17 protein-coding genes are annotated in these 19,013 nt (G+C 38.2%); 12 read left to right on the top strand and 5 right to left on the bottom strand.

Annotated elements, in window-relative coordinates:
- The first annotated feature begins 358 nt into the window (after positions 1–358).
- The 11 genes from Q0993_RS17470 (at position 359) to Q0993_RS17420 (ending at position 11,157) form a co-directional block, all read left to right on the top strand.
- Positions 359–1,093, top strand: coding sequence for a DUF6090 family protein (locus tag Q0993_RS17470; protein WP_299535506.1), 735 nt, complete (start codon positions 359–361; stop codon positions 1,091–1,093).
- A 565-nt stretch (positions 1,094–1,658) separates the two neighbouring features.
- Positions 1,659–2,504 carry a hypothetical protein gene (locus tag Q0993_RS17465; RefSeq protein WP_299535505.1) on the top strand — a complete coding sequence of 282 codons (846 nt, stop codon included), beginning with the start codon at positions 1,659–1,661 and terminating at the stop codon, positions 2,502–2,504.
- Between the two features lie 32 nt (positions 2,505–2,536).
- The gene (locus Q0993_RS17460; RefSeq protein ID WP_299535504.1) at positions 2,537–2,944 is read left to right on the top strand and encodes a contact-dependent growth inhibition system immunity protein; all 408 of its coding nucleotides are present in this window, start codon (positions 2,537–2,539) and stop codon (positions 2,942–2,944) included.
- Between the two features lie 3 nt (positions 2,945–2,947).
- Positions 2,948–3,526, top strand: coding sequence for a hypothetical protein (locus Q0993_RS17455; RefSeq protein ID WP_299535503.1), 579 nt, complete (start codon positions 2,948–2,950; stop codon positions 3,524–3,526).
- A 4-nt stretch (positions 3,527–3,530) separates the two neighbouring features.
- Positions 3,531–3,965 carry a hypothetical protein gene (locus tag Q0993_RS17450; RefSeq protein WP_299535502.1) on the top strand — a complete coding sequence of 145 codons (435 nt, stop codon included), beginning with the start codon at positions 3,531–3,533 and terminating at the stop codon, positions 3,963–3,965.
- The gene (locus tag Q0993_RS17445; RefSeq protein WP_299535501.1) at positions 3,966–5,060 is read left to right on the top strand and encodes a DUF695 domain-containing protein; all 1,095 of its coding nucleotides are present in this window, start codon (positions 3,966–3,968) and stop codon (positions 5,058–5,060) included.
- 667 nt (positions 5,061–5,727) lie between these two features.
- Positions 5,728–6,819 carry a Fic family protein gene (locus Q0993_RS17440; RefSeq protein ID WP_299535500.1) on the top strand — a complete coding sequence of 364 codons (1,092 nt, stop codon included), beginning with the start codon at positions 5,728–5,730 and terminating at the stop codon, positions 6,817–6,819.
- Between the two features lie 309 nt (positions 6,820–7,128).
- Positions 7,129–7,290: a DUF4172 domain-containing protein gene (locus tag Q0993_RS17435; protein WP_299535507.1), complete on the top strand. Its 162-nt coding sequence runs from the start codon at positions 7,129–7,131 to the stop codon at positions 7,288–7,290.
- Between the two features lie 492 nt (positions 7,291–7,782).
- On the top strand, positions 7,783–8,364 hold the full coding sequence (locus tag Q0993_RS17430; protein ID WP_299535499.1) for a hypothetical protein: 582 nt from the start codon (positions 7,783–7,785) through the stop codon (positions 8,362–8,364).
- A gap of 33 nt (positions 8,365–8,397) precedes the next feature.
- A complete protein-coding gene (locus tag Q0993_RS17425; protein ID WP_299535498.1) occupies positions 8,398–9,042 on the top strand; it encodes a hypothetical protein in 645 nt (214 codons plus the stop codon).
- Between the two features lie 63 nt (positions 9,043–9,105).
- A complete protein-coding gene (locus Q0993_RS17420; protein WP_299535497.1) occupies positions 9,106–11,157 on the top strand; it encodes a hypothetical protein in 2,052 nt (683 codons plus the stop codon).
- A 316-nt stretch (positions 11,158–11,473) separates the two neighbouring features.
- Here Q0993_RS17420 and Q0993_RS17415 read toward each other — a convergent pair whose 3' ends face one another.
- The 4 genes from Q0993_RS17415 to Q0993_RS17400 all read right to left on the bottom strand — a co-directional run bounded on the left by Q0993_RS17415 (position 11,474) and on the right by Q0993_RS17400 (position 15,184).
- Positions 11,474–12,016, bottom strand: coding sequence for a BfmA/BtgA family mobilization protein (locus Q0993_RS17415; protein ID WP_299535496.1), 543 nt, complete (start codon positions 12,014–12,016; stop codon positions 11,474–11,476).
- A gap of 421 nt (positions 12,017–12,437) precedes the next feature.
- Positions 12,438–13,064 carry a hypothetical protein gene (locus tag Q0993_RS17410; RefSeq protein WP_299535494.1) on the bottom strand — a complete coding sequence of 209 codons (627 nt, stop codon included), beginning with the start codon at positions 13,062–13,064 and terminating at the stop codon, positions 12,438–12,440.
- A 118-nt stretch (positions 13,065–13,182) separates the two neighbouring features.
- Positions 13,183–13,734, bottom strand: coding sequence for a hypothetical protein (locus Q0993_RS17405; RefSeq protein ID WP_299535492.1), 552 nt, complete (start codon positions 13,732–13,734; stop codon positions 13,183–13,185).
- A 214-nt stretch (positions 13,735–13,948) separates the two neighbouring features.
- Positions 13,949–15,184, bottom strand: coding sequence for a site-specific integrase (locus Q0993_RS17400; RefSeq protein ID WP_299535490.1), 1,236 nt, complete (start codon positions 15,182–15,184; stop codon positions 13,949–13,951).
- Positions 15,185–15,629: 445 nt separating this feature from the next.
- On the opposite strand from Q0993_RS17400, the gene Q0993_RS17395 reads away from it, so the two are divergent.
- Entirely contained in the window at positions 15,630–16,883 is a 1,254-nt protein-coding gene (locus Q0993_RS17395) for a site-specific integrase (RefSeq protein WP_299535488.1), read from the top strand.
- Positions 16,884–17,113: 230 nt separating this feature from the next.
- Here Q0993_RS17395 and Q0993_RS17390 read toward each other — a convergent pair whose 3' ends face one another.
- The gene (locus Q0993_RS17390) at positions 17,114–18,997 is read right to left on the bottom strand and encodes a CocE/NonD family hydrolase (RefSeq protein WP_299535486.1); all 1,884 of its coding nucleotides are present in this window, start codon (positions 18,995–18,997) and stop codon (positions 17,114–17,116) included.
- Positions 18,998–19,013 lie beyond the last annotated feature (16 nt).

Raw genomic sequence — 19,013 nt, 5'->3', positions numbered from 1 at the left:
AAGCCTATTTGTAGAAAAAGGGGTCTGGATTCGTCCCTTTGGCAAATTGGTATATATTATGCCCCCTTATAGTATTTCGTCAAAGGAACTATCGAAACTAACCGAGGCAATTTATGCGGTAGTCCGTACATTGTAAACTGGGCAACAACCCATTTTCTCCCTTGGTTTCATTTCATAAGCTAATACGGCGATTTCTTTCTGAAGTAAGGTTGTAAAAAAGGGATTAATCCTTCAGGTTCATTTGTAAAACTAAGGGGACACCAGAGTCCAAAATTTCGGCGTCGCTTGGTCCTTTGGATTAAAAGCCGCAAAAGAAAATTTAGTACCTTAGGAATGCAACCACCCGTTATTTCGTTACATGGTAAAACTCTTACGAAAAATCCGTCAGCAATTCCTTTTTGAGAATAAGACCGGTAGATATTTCAAGTACGCTATTGGGGAGATTGTTTTGTTGGTCATTGGAATCTTGATAGCCCTACAGATCAATAATTGGAATGAAAATCGAAAAATCCGGCAACAAGAAGAAATTTTGTTAACAGACATTCATACAGAGTTTAAGTACAACATGTCCGAACTAAAGTCCAATCTTACGAGATATGATCAGGCTAGAAAAAACCTGGCGCGGATTATCGACCTCTTTCCGATCGATTATCGCACCATAGAATTGGACACCCTTGCTTTCTTATTGGAGCGTACCCATTTTGACGGAAACTATGACTATTCCAATACGTCGCTTGAAAAAATCAGGAATTCATCTTCCTACGATATTATATCCAATGTAGAATTGAGAAACCTTTTGCTCCAATGGGAAGTCCTTTTAGCGGATTATATAGAAACGGAATCCTGGACCATAAATCACCATGAGGAACGTTATAGCCCAACTCTTGGGAACAATTTCCCAAGGCCCTATATCCGGGGTTTTAAGGACCCAAGGGCAAACCTTCAATTCTTGGGTTCCATTGAATTTGAAGGTTTGATCCAATCGCGAAGGGGTAAAATTAATGGGTTGTTTAGGTTGGTTCGCTTAGATGAGAAGCAGAACAACATTATGAATACAATTGAAAGAATTATTGAACTTTCGAATGGGGATTAAAGGGTAGGGTAGACCATGTTTGCTGTTCCCATCCGTAGAAGTCAAGCACTCCACCAACGCATCGGATCTACTCTTTCCCAATTCGGCTACGGTTTTTTTAAGTTGTAGTTTAAAAGCCGCCTTTCTATCTATAACCAAAAAACCCTTTGCACTATTTGGGTAAAGGGCTTTGGCTCCTTGCGGTCCGGATCTACCTACCGGTCAAAAACTTTGGTAGCCGGGCGGGATTGATTTCCTGACGGTTTGAGGAAATCGGCCCAAAGGGGTGGCCCTGCAATCTTGCCAACCCTTGCCAACTGCCGTTGGCTTGTTTTTTTAGTGCAAAGGGTTTTACTGTTTGCGGTCTGGACGGGACTCGAACTTTTCTTCAAAACACCCTGTTTCCAAGGCCTGCCAAGGGGTCATTTTTTGGGCGCACCGTGGGACTCACCTTTTAACAAAATTTAACATTTTAAACGAATAAAAGACTACTTTTAAAGGTAATGAATTAAGAAATATTGATATTCCATTATCTTATATTTAAGATGCGTTTTTTGATCTAGATTCCCTAACCAATAAAAGTTATATGATTAAATACCTGCCCATAATCTTTTTACTATTTAGCTTCTCAATCAATGCCCAAGAGAGCTTTTCTTTCAAAGCTCAGATAAGCCCAAATAAAAAATACATTACCCAACTTGAAAGCTCCTCTATTTCCGAAATAGATTTTATTACGGACGAGGAAACAATGGAAGAATTGAAATCACAAGGAGTAAAATTGCCTCTAAAATTTACAACCCAGACAAAAATGACAACCACAATCTCAACTGGTTCAGAAAGGGTTGACGGCTACATTCCAGCCACTATGCAATATGGTAAAGTACTTGCCACAACAGAAATGAATGGTGAAACCAAAACCGAAGAGAAGCCATTTTCAGGAGCAAAGATTTTAGGCAAGTATGATAACAATTTCAAGTTTGAGGTGGATACTATTATTGGTAACAACATTGATACCCAGATGAGAGCAGTATTGAAGAACATATTGAGTACTGTTCAGCAAAGCATCAATTTTCCTGAAGAACCAATGCAGATTGGGGATACCTTCCAGAATGAGATTCCAATGAGCATCCCAATACAAGGAATGAACCCTATCAAAGTCATAATCAAAATTGATTATTTACTTAGGGATATTGCAGATGGCAAAGCCACATTTGATGTGAATCAACAAGTAAGTTTAGATGCCTCACAAGAACAAGTGAATGTCAAAGCCACTGGTTCAGGTTCAGGTGTTTCAGTGTACAGCGTTACTGATAATTATTTAATAAAGAACCAATCCGAATTACCAATGGAACTCACAGCAAAAATCAATGAAAAAATAACATCCAAAGTAAAAGCTACAACACAAACTAACCTTTCAGTGATTATTGAATAAAGGCAACATTCAAATTAATTACAATTCATTTTATGAACACTGAAAAATCGATTCAAGAAATAGAAAACAACTACTGGACTGATTTGAGCGAATATCCAACAAGTCTAGTGGAAAGGTGTCATACTTACAGAAAAATCAAGGTAAAGGACTTACAAATTCACCAAATAAACACCTTGCTTATTCAAGACATTGGTTCGGATATTTTAATCCCTCTTGTTTTAAAACGAATGGAACAAAATATTACTGAAGAGGACGAATATGATGGAAGTTGTTTTTTTAGAAGCATGAACTATTTCAATAGCGCAATATGGGCAAGAAATCCTCAATATTATATGAGGTTGATTGAGATAATAAAAGACAATAAGAACAAAATCGAATCCGAATGGGGATTAAAAATATATGACCGAGAGCTTTACAAGCTTGAAAACAAAATCAACTAACCCTTGAAAGCACAAAAAACATACTTAAAAGGAAAATCCGTATTCATTGTCTCTATTGTTGTAGTTCTCTTGACAATTGCCACTGTCTATTTTACTGGTATCAATTATCACAGAAGCGTTGAAAACAACTTGTACATTTTTCTTATTATAATAGGCACAGCACTATTTCTTTTCATGACCTATGGATTATATAAAGGGGTAGAGCTTATAGACAACTTCATAAAATTCAAAGATTTCGAACCTGGCTCAACATTTCATCATAGCAATATTGGATTTGATATGCCCAGTATTGATACGGGTGATGGATTAAGTGGTTTGGTACTATCCATTTTGGCATGGATTGCAGTAAGTATTCTTTTCGTAATTCTTATGATTGTCTTGGAAGCTGTGTTTTGGGTTTCGCTATTTGTAATCCTCGCTATGTTGTATTGGGTGTTCTTCAGAGCTTTGCGGTTGGTTTTCAGCAAATCGAACAAAACAAAGGGTGATTTAGGAATGTCTGGTGTTTACGCAATGGGTTATTCAATATTATACATTGGTTGGATGTTTGGAATAGCTTACTTAGTACAAATTCTCAAATAGACAGATGAACGATAAGTCACCTTTATTCTTAGTCTTCATTTTCATTCTTGGAACACTTAGTTCATATTCCCAAGATGCATTTAGCGTTGCCTATTCTTCCAAAGGTTGGAGCAATGGTAGCGCTGGAAGAACTTTTCAACGAGGGGTTTTAATCCTCAATAGAGATAGCACATTTTTAGAACGAAGAGAGATGTATTTAGATAAAAGGTTTTTTAAGAAAAGTATTCCCTTTGTAGTAGAAGAAAATTATGGTAGTTATAGAGTAATGGGTGATACTTTAATATTGCAAAGCGAAAAAGAACCAAACCATGTCCCCGATAAGTTTGTTGTGAAAAATAACCGTAAGATTTACTTTTTCCATGATGGTCTCGAAATAACAAGTCCTAAAAGCTGGAAAAAAATATTATCTCCGAAGTTTGGCGATTTAAAAATCAAGTAAATGAATTTCATAAAATCCCTTTTTGACAAGAAAGAAACCCCAATTAATTCTTATTCTGATTTCTGGAATTGGTTTCGGGAAAATGAGCAGAAGTTTTATGATGTCATTAGAAGACAGGGAAACGTAAACAAGGTATTCTTTGACAAGTTAGCACCCAAACTCAACGAGCTTAAAGATGGGTTTTGGTTCCTGGCAGGAATGTGTAGTGACACCGAGGCTGAACTGATTCTAACAGCAGATGGGGTGATTAAGAATATCGTTTTTGTAGAAGAATTAGTCAAAGCTGCCCCAAAAATGAAAAATTGGCAAATCACGGCATTAAAACAGCCCTCAGATTCCAATCAATTCGGAATTGAAATGGATGGTTACACATTTGATGAAAGCTCAATGAGTTTTTATCCTGTTGAACATCCTGATATGCCAGATGAAATTGAGATAGTGATAGCCCACAAAGATTACTCTGAGAAGACCAAAGAAGTAATCACCAATGGAGTATTCCTTGCATTGGATAATTCACTTGGAGAGCTTAATTCAATCACTATTATTGATTTCGTAAAATTCATTAATCCTTCTGAAGCGGAGAAAGAGTTAATTCCTTTAGAAAAACTACGAGATTACTTGATTTGGAGGGAGAAAGAGTTCATCGAAAAATACAAAGGGGTAAGGCATGACACCGAAAACGATAATTATTCTGGCATGGAAGCTACATTACAGAATGGACTCCCTTTGCTTGCAGTAATCAATACCGACCTTTTGAATTGGGATAGTAAAGCCTCGCATCCTTGGGTGGCTGTTGTGGAAATCCAATATGACGGAAAGGCAAACAATGGCATGCCCGACCAATCCACTTATGATTTACTCAATGAAATAGAGGAAAAAATAATGGCAGAACTTAAAGATTCCGATGGATACTTGAATGTTGGGAGACAAACAGCGAACAACTGCCGTGAAATCTATTTTACATGTTTTGATTTTAGAAAACCATCAAAGATTTTATATAAAATCCAAAAACAATACAAACAGCAAATCGGGATTGAATTTGATATTTACAAAGACAAATATTGGCAGACCTTCAATAGATTCATGCCAAGTTAATATTCAAGTTTGGAAATAGAACTAACATTTAGGAGAAAGGATTTTCAGGAAGTTTACTTTGTAAATGGTCAAGGGAGTTATACCAAAGATAAAAACATCAAGGGTGTTTTTCGTTCGTTGTTAATTTGTTTGGGCGTTCTAATATTATCCACTATATACTCCTTTTTGATTGATAACTATGATTTGTTTTCAATTGCAGTAGTTGTTACGGTCATTTTTCTCTTTGTCTATGTTGACAGAGCTTTAGCTGTGCGAAAATGGAGAAAACAGGTTAAAGACTATTTGGATGACCAAGAGAGATATAAAAGCCATACGTTGTTCTTAAGCGACAATTCAGTTTCAATTTCGCAGGACGACATGGAAACCATATTAAAATGGGGTACCTTTAATTCTGCAACCATAAGAGATAGCCATATATGCTTTTGGGAAAGGAAAACCTCCTCCTTCCTGCAAAATCAATGCAAGAGGCAGAGTATATATATTTAAAACAACTTGTTTCTGAAAAACTAAAGTAAGTCTTAAGGCAACTTTAAAAGTGACGATAGAATTCAAAATTTAACACATATCCGTAGTCGACAAGTTTGTTTTTAAGTGATTAAGCCAAATAAACTTATAATCAACTCATATTTTTATTATTTTTGAGCCGAATAGGAACTCTAATCGGCTCATGCGTTATAATTGGCAGCAAAAAGACTGGCCCAATTTTCAATATCAAACTACTGATGTTGAAGATGACCTCTTTGATTTTGCGCAACGCACCGGTCGCATTAGCGGGGTGTTGGAAGGACTTTCCGAAACCGAGCAAACCGAGGCCATGATTAACCTCATGGTTTCTGAGGCTATCAAGACTTCAGAAATTGAAGGAGAGTATTTGAGCCGAAACGATGTAATGTCTTCTATTCGAAGAAACTTAGGGCTTAATCCAGAATTACCCTTGACCAAAGACAAAAGAGCAGAAGGCGTAGCTGAATTGATGTTGGCAGTACGCAATGACTTTTTAAAACCTTTGACTAGCCAAATGCTCTTCGATTGGCATAGGATGTTGATGAAAGGCAACACCCAAATTCAAATAGGCGAATGGCGTACCCATGATGAACCTATGCAAATTGTCTCGGGGGGTATGGGCAGGGAGGTAGTTCATTTTGAAGCCCCTCCTTCAAAGGGAGTACCAATTGAAATGGACGGTTTTATACATTGGTTCAATACCTCCCAAACCGAAATCAGAAAACCTATTGTAAGAGCTGCCATTGCGCATCTCTATTTTGAAACCATACATCCCTTTGAAGATGGTAATGGAAGAATAGGGCGTGCCATTTCTGAAAAAGCACTTTCGCAAAGTATCGGTCGTCCAGTACTTTTCAGTTTGTCCAAATCCATTGAGGGGAATAAGAAAGCCTATTATGATGCCTTACAAAGGGGGCAGCGTTCCAATGAAATCACGGATTGGATAAACTATTTTGTCAAAACGGTTTTGGATGCTCAAATCGATGCTGAACAAGAGATTGAGTTTACGTTAAAGAAGACCAAGTTCTTTGACCAACATAAAGCTGAACTTAATGAGCGTCAACAAAAAGTCGTTCGCAGGATGTTAGAAGAAGGCCATCAGGGTTTTGAAGGGGGAATGAACGCGCGTAAATATGTATCGCTTGCAAAAACATCGAAAGCAACAGCTACTAGGGATTTACAAGACCTAGTTGCCAAAGGTATTTTTAAACCCACTGGTGGGGGAAGGAGTACACGTTACAAAATTAATATCTAAGTGAGCAAAACAAGGTTTCCCACTGCAAGTCCTAAATTCGTACCCCAAACTTTGCGCATGGATCCTGTTCGATTTTTGTAATGTTGAAGCTGAAAAGAGTGAAGTAAAGGTTGGATAGGACGGATGCTACCGACATAGTTGACATTGTTCAATAGATCTTTGATTTTATGCCATTCTTAAATGATGAATGAGCTATATAAATCAACCCACTTTCTTATTATTTCTGAGCCAAATAAGAACCCTAATCGGCTCATGCGCTATAATTGGCAACAATGAGATCAGCCCAATTTTCAATATTAAACTAATGCTATTGAAGATATGCTCTTTGATTTCGCGCAACGTACTGGTCGCATTAGTGGGGTTTTGGAGGGGCTTTCCAAAACCGAGCAAACAGAGGTCATGATCAACCTTATTGTTTCTGAGGCCATAAAGACCTCCAGAAATTTAAGGGGAACATTTGAGCCGAAATGACACGATGTCTTCCATTCATAGAAACTTAGGAATGAATTCTAAATTATCCCTAATCAAAAACAAAGGAGTTGAGGGAATGCCTGAATTGATGTTGGCTGTACATAACGACATTTTAATACTATTACCAAGCAAACTGTTATTCCTTTTACTAAAGGCTGTTAATTCAAGGAAACTTCAAAAAGTCTTGGTGGCAAATACCAAAAATTAAAATTCTAAGTATTGAATTCATAGATGATATTAATTAAATCTTACAGAATATACTTTATTTCAAACCATTGACACATAATTCTTAAAACAATATAGGATATATCTTACTTTTAAAATAATGCTAAATATTCTTATGATCAATTTGTAATTAGTTTTAAGAACAGCTGAAAGTCTACACGTGTTACAGCAAATTGAATATATAGATTGTGTTATTTACCAATTGGAATAACACATTTATAAGAATCGATGCATGTAATAATAATATTAATCTAAAATAGGAGTAACATGGACAATAAAGATAAACCATCCTTTGATAAATTTCCATTGGATAAATTAAGCCAATTCAAAGGGTTTAAAGCAAAAAATCTCGAGCTGAAATCTAAAAAGACTTTGGACCTAACTACGGATTCTAAAACTTTCAAGGAGCATTTTAAGCTTGTTAAAGTTAAGGACATTGCGGTTGTAAAAGAACTAATTGGTATTTCAGATAAAATTGCCTCCAAAAAAAATTGTGGGTGTCCCAAGATTTCAAAAATTCCATCAATTAAGGATTTGGAAGTGAAAGATAAGAGACAGCGCGATGCAAACTTTGCAGCTGCTCGAAATATTGCCAACCGATATATCTATGGTAATAGCGCTGAAGTAAGTGCTTATAAACCGGTACTGGACAGATTTTTAGAGTTATCTAGGGCAACCATTCCGGTTTTTTGGTTTAATGACATCATTGTTCATAACAACGCAACCTTGAATATCGCCAATGATGTTTTAAACGTCAATGCAAGAAAAATAATGCTGTACGGCAATGGTAAGATCACTTATACGGGTCCAACCACTTTTAATTGCCGATCATTTCAGGGCAATTTGTAAATCATATTTTAACAATTTTTAAAAAATAATATTATGCCTAATATAATAGCAAAAGGTACAGATGGTGCTCAAGGGTCAGCTGGTACCAACGGTAATAACGGAAGTCCAGGAACTAACGGAAGGGCCGCAGAATGTAATTGGAATGGAGACGAAGCCCCCGTAAATGGGGGCGCAGCAAGCAATGGTTTAGCAGGATCCAATGGAACTAATGGTGTAAACGGAACTAACGGAAGTAACGTTGTAATCAATGTTGAGGAGTTTATCTCAGGAGTTGATATTGATACGCGTGGTGGAAATGGCGGAAAAGGAGGAAGCGGTGGTAACGGTGGCGACGGAGGCACTGGAGGTGCAGGAGGAAGTGGAAATGATTGCGAACCTACTGCCAGTGGTGGAAGAGGGGGAAATGGAGGACCCGGAGGTGATGGTGGAAATGGTGGTGATGGCGGTAACGGCGGTAGCATTACAATTGTGGCCACTGATATAATACAAAGTAGTTTAAACGCAAATGCCGAAGGTGGTAGTGGAGGTGATGGAGGAGACGCTGGGCAAGGCGGACAGTTTGGGCCAGGTGGTGCCGGAAGAAACGTAGGGGCAAATGGCAATCCTGGACAAAATGGCCAAACAGGTGCAAATGGTCATGACGGAGCCAATGGCGAAATTATTTTCCACGAAGGATAGGCCTTTAAATAAAGAGATCTTAGTTTATTTGAATATGCTAAGATCTCTTTTGAACTAATTCAAATGAGACTAAACAATACTTTGGTAACATGTTCCTACTTCACAATTATTGAGGAACAATTGGAAAGGCTGGCAAAGCACTACAAATTTCCAAATTTCCAACTCTCAAAGCTCAAAAGGATATATAATTTGCTATGCTTTGAATCACTTTCAGGTGAAATGAAATTACCCTATAGCGGGTTGTCCAGAATAAATTCGAATGGGGTCCCTTTTCAATGGAGTTTTAGCTTTGCACCTGAACAACAAGCTTCACTTAGATTCATTTGCGAGAGCGGAACCCCTTATACATCTAGTTATAAAAGGTTTCAGGAATCATTATTAAAAATAGATGAATTAAACGCTCTTTTAGGAATTCCAACTGACAGTTGGTTTAAAGAGCAAGCTTTGCCCATCTTAATGCCCAAAAGTTCGGAATGGCCAAAACATTGGAAAAGCGCAATTTGGTTTGCCATCGGGGCAAATAAAAAAGGGATAGGCTATAAAATATATCTAAACCTCAACGCCGGCGAGATAAGAAAAAGATGGTTAAAAATTGGTCGGTTATTGACTATTTTAAAACGCCATGCGTCATTAAAGGAGTGGTGTGATATGTCAGCCGATGTTAGTACAAATTCAATTCCAGTCGGAATTGCTTTTGATGTGCTCCCCAATGGCAAATGTGGTAGGGTGAAAGTTTACTTTAGATCGGAGGAAGTTACACTGGACTGGCTTACCAGATGGTATAGGGCTACAAATGGAGAACATGTTGAACCTAAAATAAGAAACTTAATCGAAGCCTATCCGCTTACAGATAATAAGAGGTATCCAAATCAAACCTTCTTTGTTAGCTGGGAGGCAGGCACCAACGAAAGGGCAACTTTAAAAACGGAATTGGCCGTTACCAATTTAAATTTTACCGAGCAGGAAGTTGTATCCAGGACCTATTCTTTAATGCATAAAATGAACTTGCCATTCAGGGAATACAAAAAAGTACTTTCTTTAATTGGCTATTCAGAACCTTATGATACAAAAGAAAAAGCACACAAATTTGTGGGTGTTGGCTTCGAAAATGATGGTAACTTTCATTTAAATACCTACGTGCAACCCAGACTTTTTAAGTATAAATTGGAAACAAGGAAAGAGAAGGATGTTTCAAAAAAGCACTTAGTAGATGCCACTTTAAATAATGCCATTAATGCCCTTTTTAATTCAATGATTAATAAGCAAAAATGGGAAGATTATCATCTTCCCGTAGGAAAATCTGATATATGGGTAACTGCTTTTATACTTTTTCAGCTTCAAAATGTTCGACTATCAATTGAACATTCACAATTATACAAGAATGCTCAAAAATGGCTTCAAGACCAGGTAACACAAACGGGATGGGCATATAATGCATCTACTCCAACAGATTCTGATTCTACAAGCCTAGGATTATTATCGGTAGTTCCTAAAAAGAACATTGCAGTAGCCATTTTAAGAAAATTAGAATCCGATTACAAGTCAGCATATGGTTATGGCACTTACAGCTCAAATATTTATAAAGGACCTTGGAGTTTAGCTGTTGATGATGTTTCCCCATACGTGCTATTGGCACAGCAAAAATTTAACTTCAATACGTCAGCCGAGCCACCAGAATTTGTATATAACAATCAACTCGAAAATGGGTCTTGGAGTTCTTATTGGTGGACTACTGATTTATACCCAATATATGGTTATTTGCTATACTTTAATGCAATCAAAAGAAAACCTCCTAGATATTTGGAGTTATCCAACTACCTTGAAAATTATAAAGCTCCAAGTATTTTCGAAAAAGCATTACTGATTAACTGTTTACGTTTGATTGGCTTCCAAAAGGTCACTTATAATATAACTAATGAGTTGGTCCATATGCAACGTGCCAATGGTCTATGGAATGGTACTGCAATATTAAGATTACCTAGCAATGATTTATTGGAACCTAAAAGCAAAATTGACGGCACCACATTATACAGAGACATAAATGGTTATTTCACAACCGCCATGGTAATTAATACACTTAGTAAAGACCAGTCTAAAATACTATCTACAATGTGAAGACTTTCATTGCCTATTTTGATTTTTTAAGATCGTTGCTAAATATAGGTTATATGTTATTTTATTGCTAAAAATAGTACTTTTAAGGATTCGAATGACTTAGTTAACTTCAAGATGTGTCATTGTCATGACAATCTTGTTTTGCTCCCGATGGTTGCAAAAAGAAAAAGCGAGCGAAACGAAGTTTCGTGCTGCAAGTCCCAAATCCTTACCCCAAAACTTTGCGCATGGATCCTGTTCGATTTTTGTAGTGTTCCGATGGATAAGCGTAAAGCAAAAATCGGATAGGGCGCATACAACTAAGTGAGACGAAATTTTAAAAATCCCTTCTCATTTTGTTTTTGAGAAGGTCCAGTTCATTAGCATTGGTCTCCATGCTCCAATAAGGTTTCCCAAACCTTGGCTTGACCAACTTTACTTTTAGAAGGAATTGCAGAACCTCTTCTTTCTCCCTTTTATGCTTTTCCTTTAGTTTGTCATAACGCTGTTGGGGAATCATTCCCTCCAATCTGTCCCATTCCCCTTTTGTCATTTTCTGTTCAACCTTTTCTGGGTACTTTTTCTTCTTTACAATTTCATGTTGTCCGAAAAGGGCCATCATCATTTCATTTGTGGGCATTGTTTGAGTTTTTTCTATATCACGCATAATTGCGATAAGGGCATTTATTCGTTTACGTGTCTTTATTCCATCTTCACCAATACGTTTTGGAAATTTACTTTCTGGAGAAATTCCATGCCATTCGAAGAAGTCTATAATGACCTCCAAAGTTTCGGAATAGGACTTCTTTATTTTCCTTGAAAACCGCTTGAACCTTTTTATGGTTCTAATGTGTAGCCGTATGGTTCCAAATCCATCCATTTCCTTTTTCTTTCACCCGATTGTTACAATCTAAAGCCCTGTTAATAGGGGCTATAGGTCCAATTGTTACAATTTGGATTTCTTATGCTCTTCAAGATTTGGTTTTAAAGCATTGAAAATCAAATCTTATAAGGTCTTTTGTTTACGAAACATCGCTTTAGCGTGTTACCCTCTTGCTATTCCTTTTCCCCACAAGCGGGGACTTCGGAATACCATTACTTTTAAGGTAATGGCTCTTAATTCACTTCGTTAAAATTTTCTGGATTTTATGAACTCCTATAGTCACTTTTTGAGGATATGGCAATAGAAAGGTGTTCTGCCAAGAAAAGCTCTAAGGTCTCAAATTGTGTCCTTAGAAATGGAGAATTATCCGCAGCTTTGCACGACGGAGTGAAATAAAACTAAAATTTTGATATCAAGTCTAAATGACCGATTTCTTGGACTCGATAAGCTCTTTTAGCTTCCTAAGAGATTCCTTAATGCTTGCAGAGTCGCTCTTTTCCAGCATCAGATTTACCTTGCGTTCTAGTTGGCCAAAATCTGCATTTGGATATAATTCCACCAAAGCAGTAAAGTGTTTATCTATACCTTCGGCCAAAAGGTTTTTTCCTTCATTTGAAAAGGCATTCTCATGATTAATCTCATCAAGATAAATATTGAAATTGCTTATTAGGGTCTTAATATTTCGGTTAACCCTTGTTTTGGTAATATCGGAACTAGGATCATCGGAACTTGCTAAAATATCGTCATTTCCCAATTTGAAATATCTCAATTGAAGCCCTAAGCCGAATTGCCAAACCGCAAGCATTTCTTTATCATATAAATATTTGTCCTGCCTATCTCTAGCACGATAAATATCCTGCATGTCTTTCCATTGTTTGAAGAATTCCTCTGCGACACCGCTTCTATGCTTGACTCCTAATTCTTCATCCTCTAAGACAATGACATAATTCTCATGATCTGTAAGTTTTTCAACAATCATTCTTGTGGTTGGGTCATCGAAAGAAGGCAGTTTTTCATCATCTTCATATCCGTAATTTAGTTCCAAAGAGACCGATCTATAGTCATTGGTATCCCAAAACCTCTTTTCTAATGGAAATTTGTGTTTTTCGGTTTTACACCCAAGAAATAAGAAAAGAACTATAGCAAAGGAAGTGTAGAAGAATCTATTCATTTAAAGCAACTTTTGGTTTTTCATATTTGGAAAGCAAATTTAGCAAACTATCAATCTTTCTTTCATATTTCTTTTGTTCACCAAAAACATAACTATGGAAAGTATCATAATCATATCTTTTTTGAAACTCTCTTTCTCGATATTCGAATTTATTGATTATGTCAGCAATTTCTTTTTTTGAAAGCTGTTTCTTCAAGGCGATTTCTTCTTTTGCTCTTCTGCAAAACAGCTCAGTAATTTTAAAATGGTATATCTCATGTCTTAATAGGCTCGTGCTGTTTGAATGGCTGTTATATACAAACGACCTAGAGGGGTGAAATAAAGATTGAACTTTCACGGAGTCCTCTTCGATTTCACTTTCAAATGAGGTCACAACATAGGCAAATCGCTCGTTTCCATACAAGGATTTTTTAAAGAATTCAAGACCCCTAAAATTTTCAAAAGTTATTTGGTCAACACGATCATAGGTAATTGGGGATTCATAGTCTAGGTAATTTATCCTAACCAATAATCCGAAACCTATCGCCAAAGGAACTAAAGTCATAAAACTATATTTTAAGATCCTTTTAAACCTTCGGAGTGGCTTTTTGTTCCCTCTTTTACTTTCTTGAATTACGATGAAAAGTTGATAGAAAACAGGAGAGAAATATAGTCCTAGTACCAAAATGATAATTAGAATATCACTCATATATGGAAAGTGGTAATGTTTTTAAGTTTATCCAGGGCAATATAGAGAACATATAATAAAAGGGAATTCTTTATTTTGGTTTCTTAGCTTGCTCTTGTTGCAATTGCGCTTTCAATACGGCCATTTCATCTGCTATTTTACTATCCAAAACCTTGGCATAAATCTGGGTAGTTTTTAAGGAACGATGGCCCAACATTTTGCTCACGGTGGAAATGGAAACCCCTTTGGATAAAGTGACCGTTGTGGCAAAAGTATGTCTTGCCAAATGGGTGGTCAGGTTTTTGTTGATACCGCAGACATCGGCTATCTCTTTCAAATAGGCGTTCGATTTTTGATTGGTCAACACAGGTAGAACGCCTTTGCCATCCAATACATACGGATGTTCACTGTATTTTTCAATAATGGCTTCGGCAGGAGGGAGCAGGGGAATACTGCTGATGGCCTTGGTTTTCTTTCGTGCCATCTTGATCCATCGGTAACCATCGACCCCAATGATTATATCTTCTTCTCCCAACTGTTTTACATCGGCATAGGCCAGACCCGTGTAGCAGCAGAACACAAAAATATCCCTGACTAAATCCAAACGTGGCAAAAAAGATTTCTTCTCTCGAAGTGTTTCCAATTCGGCTTCGGTCAGAAATTGTTTCTCCTTGGTCTTCCAACTGGCCTTCCAATGAAAGAAAGGATCTCTGCTGATCCATTCATTGGCATAGGCAATGCGAATAATTTTTTTGAAGTTGACGATATACTTAATGGCCGTATTGTGCCCGCAGTTACGTTTTGACTTTAAAAAGTATTCCAAGCCCGTGATAAACTTATGATCAACCCTGCGCACAGGAATGTCGTTTCTTTGATAGTTATGTTGGATATATGCCGTTACGTGCTTGTAGGCCGCTCTATAGCGTTGTAAAGTGCCTTTGGTAAAACCTTTTCCCAATAGGCTTTCCATTTCATCATTGTGATTCTGGAAGATTTCCAATACCATCCATTCCTTGCCTTCCTTTCCCAGATAAATGTTCTTGATGATAGTGGCTGAAATATCCTGATGCTCCCTTAGCAGGGTATCATGGATTTCAAAACAACGGTTTTTAACTGTGTCCAAAAATCGGTTGAACTTGGAGACTTCCATGGTAGTTCCTCGTAGCCTACCACCCCGTGAATCCCATCGTTGTTCCCCAACTCGCCTTCCCAGGCTGAGTTCGGCACGCTTTCCACTGACAGTAATTCGTGCATAAACGGTAACCATTCCGTCCGTATCAGTATCGGATTTTTTTGGGTAAAAAAGGACGTTTATTTTTCCAGACATCGGTGAGTAATTTTGAAACTCACCGGAAAGTACTAAAACCAAATGTTAAAATTTCTTCGTAAAGATTTCTTTAACAGTCAATTACAGCGATGGCGGTGAGTCTTTTAAAGGGGTATTTTAACGCACCGAATTACGCACCTTTTTTATGGTTTTATATGGTATTTTTTGATATCAAATAAAATAAAAAAGCCTGTAAATACTTGATTTACAGGCTTATTGCGAATTCTTCAATGAATTCCAGCGGTCTGGACGGGACTCGAACCCGCGACCCCCTGCGTGACAGGCTTAAACTTTCAAATGTCTGCAAAGGCCAATACCAAATTAAAATATTGATTTTTAGCTTTTTAATTGAATTTGATACCATTTCGTTCGGTTCGATATCGAGAAAAAGTGTGCAAAAAGTTTGCAATTTTTATTCGTAACTTAATTGAAAAAGCAAACGAAAATGGCCAAGATAAGCCTGATATTGGACACTAGGGAAAGCTCCAGAAAAAACGATGGCACGTACCCTATTTCACTTAGGGTACATCATATAAAAACGCGATGTGTAAGCCTTGGGCATTCAACTTCCATCCTGGGCTGGGACGAGGTCAACAACAAACTGAGAAAATCGGTAGCCCATAATAAAGGGCTCCGCCGTGAGGAGATCAATATTGAATTGGAGGACAAGCTGTACCAGGCCAGATGCCTGTTGAGGGAACTTGGGGACGGTCTGCTTCTTTTGGACGTCAAAGCTCTTGTCCGACTGATCAAGGACAGGTGGAACGACAATATAAGATCCGAGATCAAAAAAAAGGTCGAAAACGATCTCTCGCTCGAGGACTGGGGAAACATTCTGATCCAAAGAAAGCGGAACGCCAACAAACCGGGAACGGCCAAATGGTATTACAACGGAATGGTTGCCCTTAAAAAATTCAATGAGGGGAAAATTGCCAAACTCCATGAAATCGACGTTTCCTTTTTAAGGAACTTCGAGGCCTATCATTTGGGTAAGGGGAACAGTAAAAATACCATTAGCATATATCTCAGGGCCATTAGGGCCATTTACAACTCCGCCATAGAGGAAGATCGGTTCGTACCCTTGAGGAATCCATTTGAGACCTATAAGATTCCATCCGGTGGACGTACCAGGAAAAGGGCCAGGACAAAGGAGAATATAAACAGCATAAAAGGGTTGGTATATCCGGCCGGCTCAGTTCTTTGGCATGCAAGGAATTATGCCATGATTATGTTCTACTGCAGGGGAATGAACTTCATCGACCTTGTACAGGTCAAGGTCGGACATGTTACAGATACCCATATATATTACGGAAGGAGCAAGTCGGACAAGCCCCTTGCGATAAAGATAGTTCCCGAACTTCGAAAGATCCTTGAACACTACATGTTAGGTAAGCGGCCTAAGGACTACCTGTTCCCGACCAATTATGATGGGAGTAGCGAACATTACCAAAAGTACAAGTCCCAGAGAAGAAGGATGAACGAGAGGTTAAGGATCATAGCTAAGGATGCGGGAATAGAAGGGAAGTTCACTACCTACAATATCCGGCATTCATGGGCCACCATCGCAAAATACCTCGGAGTTTCCACTGAACTGATAAGCGAGGCATTGGGCCATAGTTCCCTTAGGACCACCCAGGTATACTTGAAAGACTTCGATAATGATATTCTGGACGAGGTCAATACCTTGGTCGTTTCTTGAGCAAAATCCATGGTATCCAAGATTCAAAATCAAGTTGTGTTTTCCATTAAGGATACTCTTTAACATTTATAGAAAGTTTTAAATCTGGCCAAGGTCACTATCAGGAGATTCCGACCGAAATTAAAGCTTTCAAATCATAGATTTTGCAGTGCTTTGTTGTTTTGAATAGTTGTTTTTTCTGAATCGATTTTATTTCAAACATCAACAAAATCGGTTAAAGCAGATATGATTTACCTTTCAATAACGGGCAAAACAATATGGGATGGGTATCTTTTAGAATGGTGAATTATATTTTTTGCCACTACCCATTCCGTCTCATCATAGTTATTACCTCCTGTATTAAGATTGCGATCGTACAATGGAAAATTGCTGCTAGAAACTTGAACACGCAATCGATGTCCTTTCTTGAACATGTATGAAGTTGCATTTAAATCTATCTCAAGTTTATATACTTTGTCCTTCTCCATCCATACTTTTTTTGTAAAGCCTTCACGATACCTTGCCCTAAGGATACTACTTTGAATATTATATGCTTTTCCATCGGGTTGGACGTCTACCAGTTTAACGGTAAAATCCGTATCCTTCGCATTCGAGGACACATAAAAAACAGCCATGAGTTGCCCCGTCACCTGAAGGTCTTCTTCTAATACCTCACCGGTATAAACCAGTACATCATTTCTAATTTCCACTGGAGTCTGGTCGATTGAACCAGAAGGTGTTGTATATGAAGTACCTCGCGGGCCACCAACAGTCGGCACAGGATTACCCGGGTCATAAACAAATGAGTCAAAAGGTTCATTGCCCGGAGAGATTGTAGAAATCCCACCATCTCCATTTCGACTATTGGCATGCCCATTACTACGTAAATAGTACTCTTTATAAGTGGTGTTTTTCAAAGGCCAAACATCGGAAGATTTCCATTTATTATCTCCCATGGCATAATATTGAACCTTTGGCATGTCCGTAATTCCATTATCCTCTCCTTTAAGCCAGTACCCGAACCATTTTAAATAGATATCATTCCATTCCTTTCTGGCATCTCCTACCTTGAGTTCCCCGATTATAGAATTTTCGGTCATATCGGTAAACCCACAATGCGTTGCCGGTGCAACAATGATAAATTGGTTGTTTGCCGAGTTTTTGGTCACGGAATTTTCCCTAAAATAATTAAACTCATAAATGCTTTCCGAAACGCTTATATCAAACCAAGTGGTCATGTGCAGAGCGGGTGTGTTGATTTTTTCCGTCCCATCATAGTATCCCATTACATCATGCCACCACGAATCGCTATAATCTGTTGTCACCATTTTTTCCCAGTCGTTGGGGGCTGATCCTACCTTTTTCATTACATCTTTCAAGGGGAGGTGCCAATTTAGTTTTTCCAAGTCCACTTTCGGCAAATTGGTGGCCTCTGGGGTATAAAATTCCCGGATGGCCTGGACTTCACACTCAGAAAGACCTTGAGGTGGCTTTAAAGAATACTTCACGCCTGCCCGCAAATACCATTCTATCCCGGCAGCCAAGTCAAATGCGCCACCTTTCCAGCCCGACCAGTATCTATACTGCCCGTTGGCCGCACCGATCATAGGTCCATTTTGCGGAACCATACATTTTAAGTTGGGATGCATTAAGGGAGCCTGCGCTGCTTGCACTTCACCGAGATACGAGCAGCCAAAGGTCCCAACATTCCCGTTGCCCCATTCTTGTTTGGAGAGCCAATCAACCGCATCATAACCATCCTCGGCTTCCTGCCCAGCAGGAGGAGAATAGATCCCTTCCGATTCATGTTTTCCCCTACAGTCCTGGATAGCCACAACAAATCCGTTGGAGGCAAACATATAGGCTATCGCCGACCGATCATTTTTGGGATTTCGAAAGCTGTTTTTATTGTAGGGTGTTCGAATCAAGATTACCGGCAAATCTTTCTCCGACCCTTTGGGCCAATATAAATCCGTAGAGAGTCGAATGCCATCGCGCATTGGAATCATGACGCTCTTTTTCAATTCAACTTTTGAAGTGTCCATTTCGGTTGCGTTTGATTTCATTGGGGCAATCAATAATAGTAACAACCCTATAATCGCTGTTCTTTTGTAGATGGTGGTGATGTGTTTCATTTTGTGATCTTTTCAG

It is taken from the genome of Ulvibacterium sp., assembly GCF_028285715.1.
GTDB lineage: Bacteria > Bacteroidota > Bacteroidia > Flavobacteriales > Flavobacteriaceae > Ulvibacterium.
Note: the sequence above shows the minus strand (reverse complement) of the source record. Positions and strands in the feature narration are given on the sequence as shown.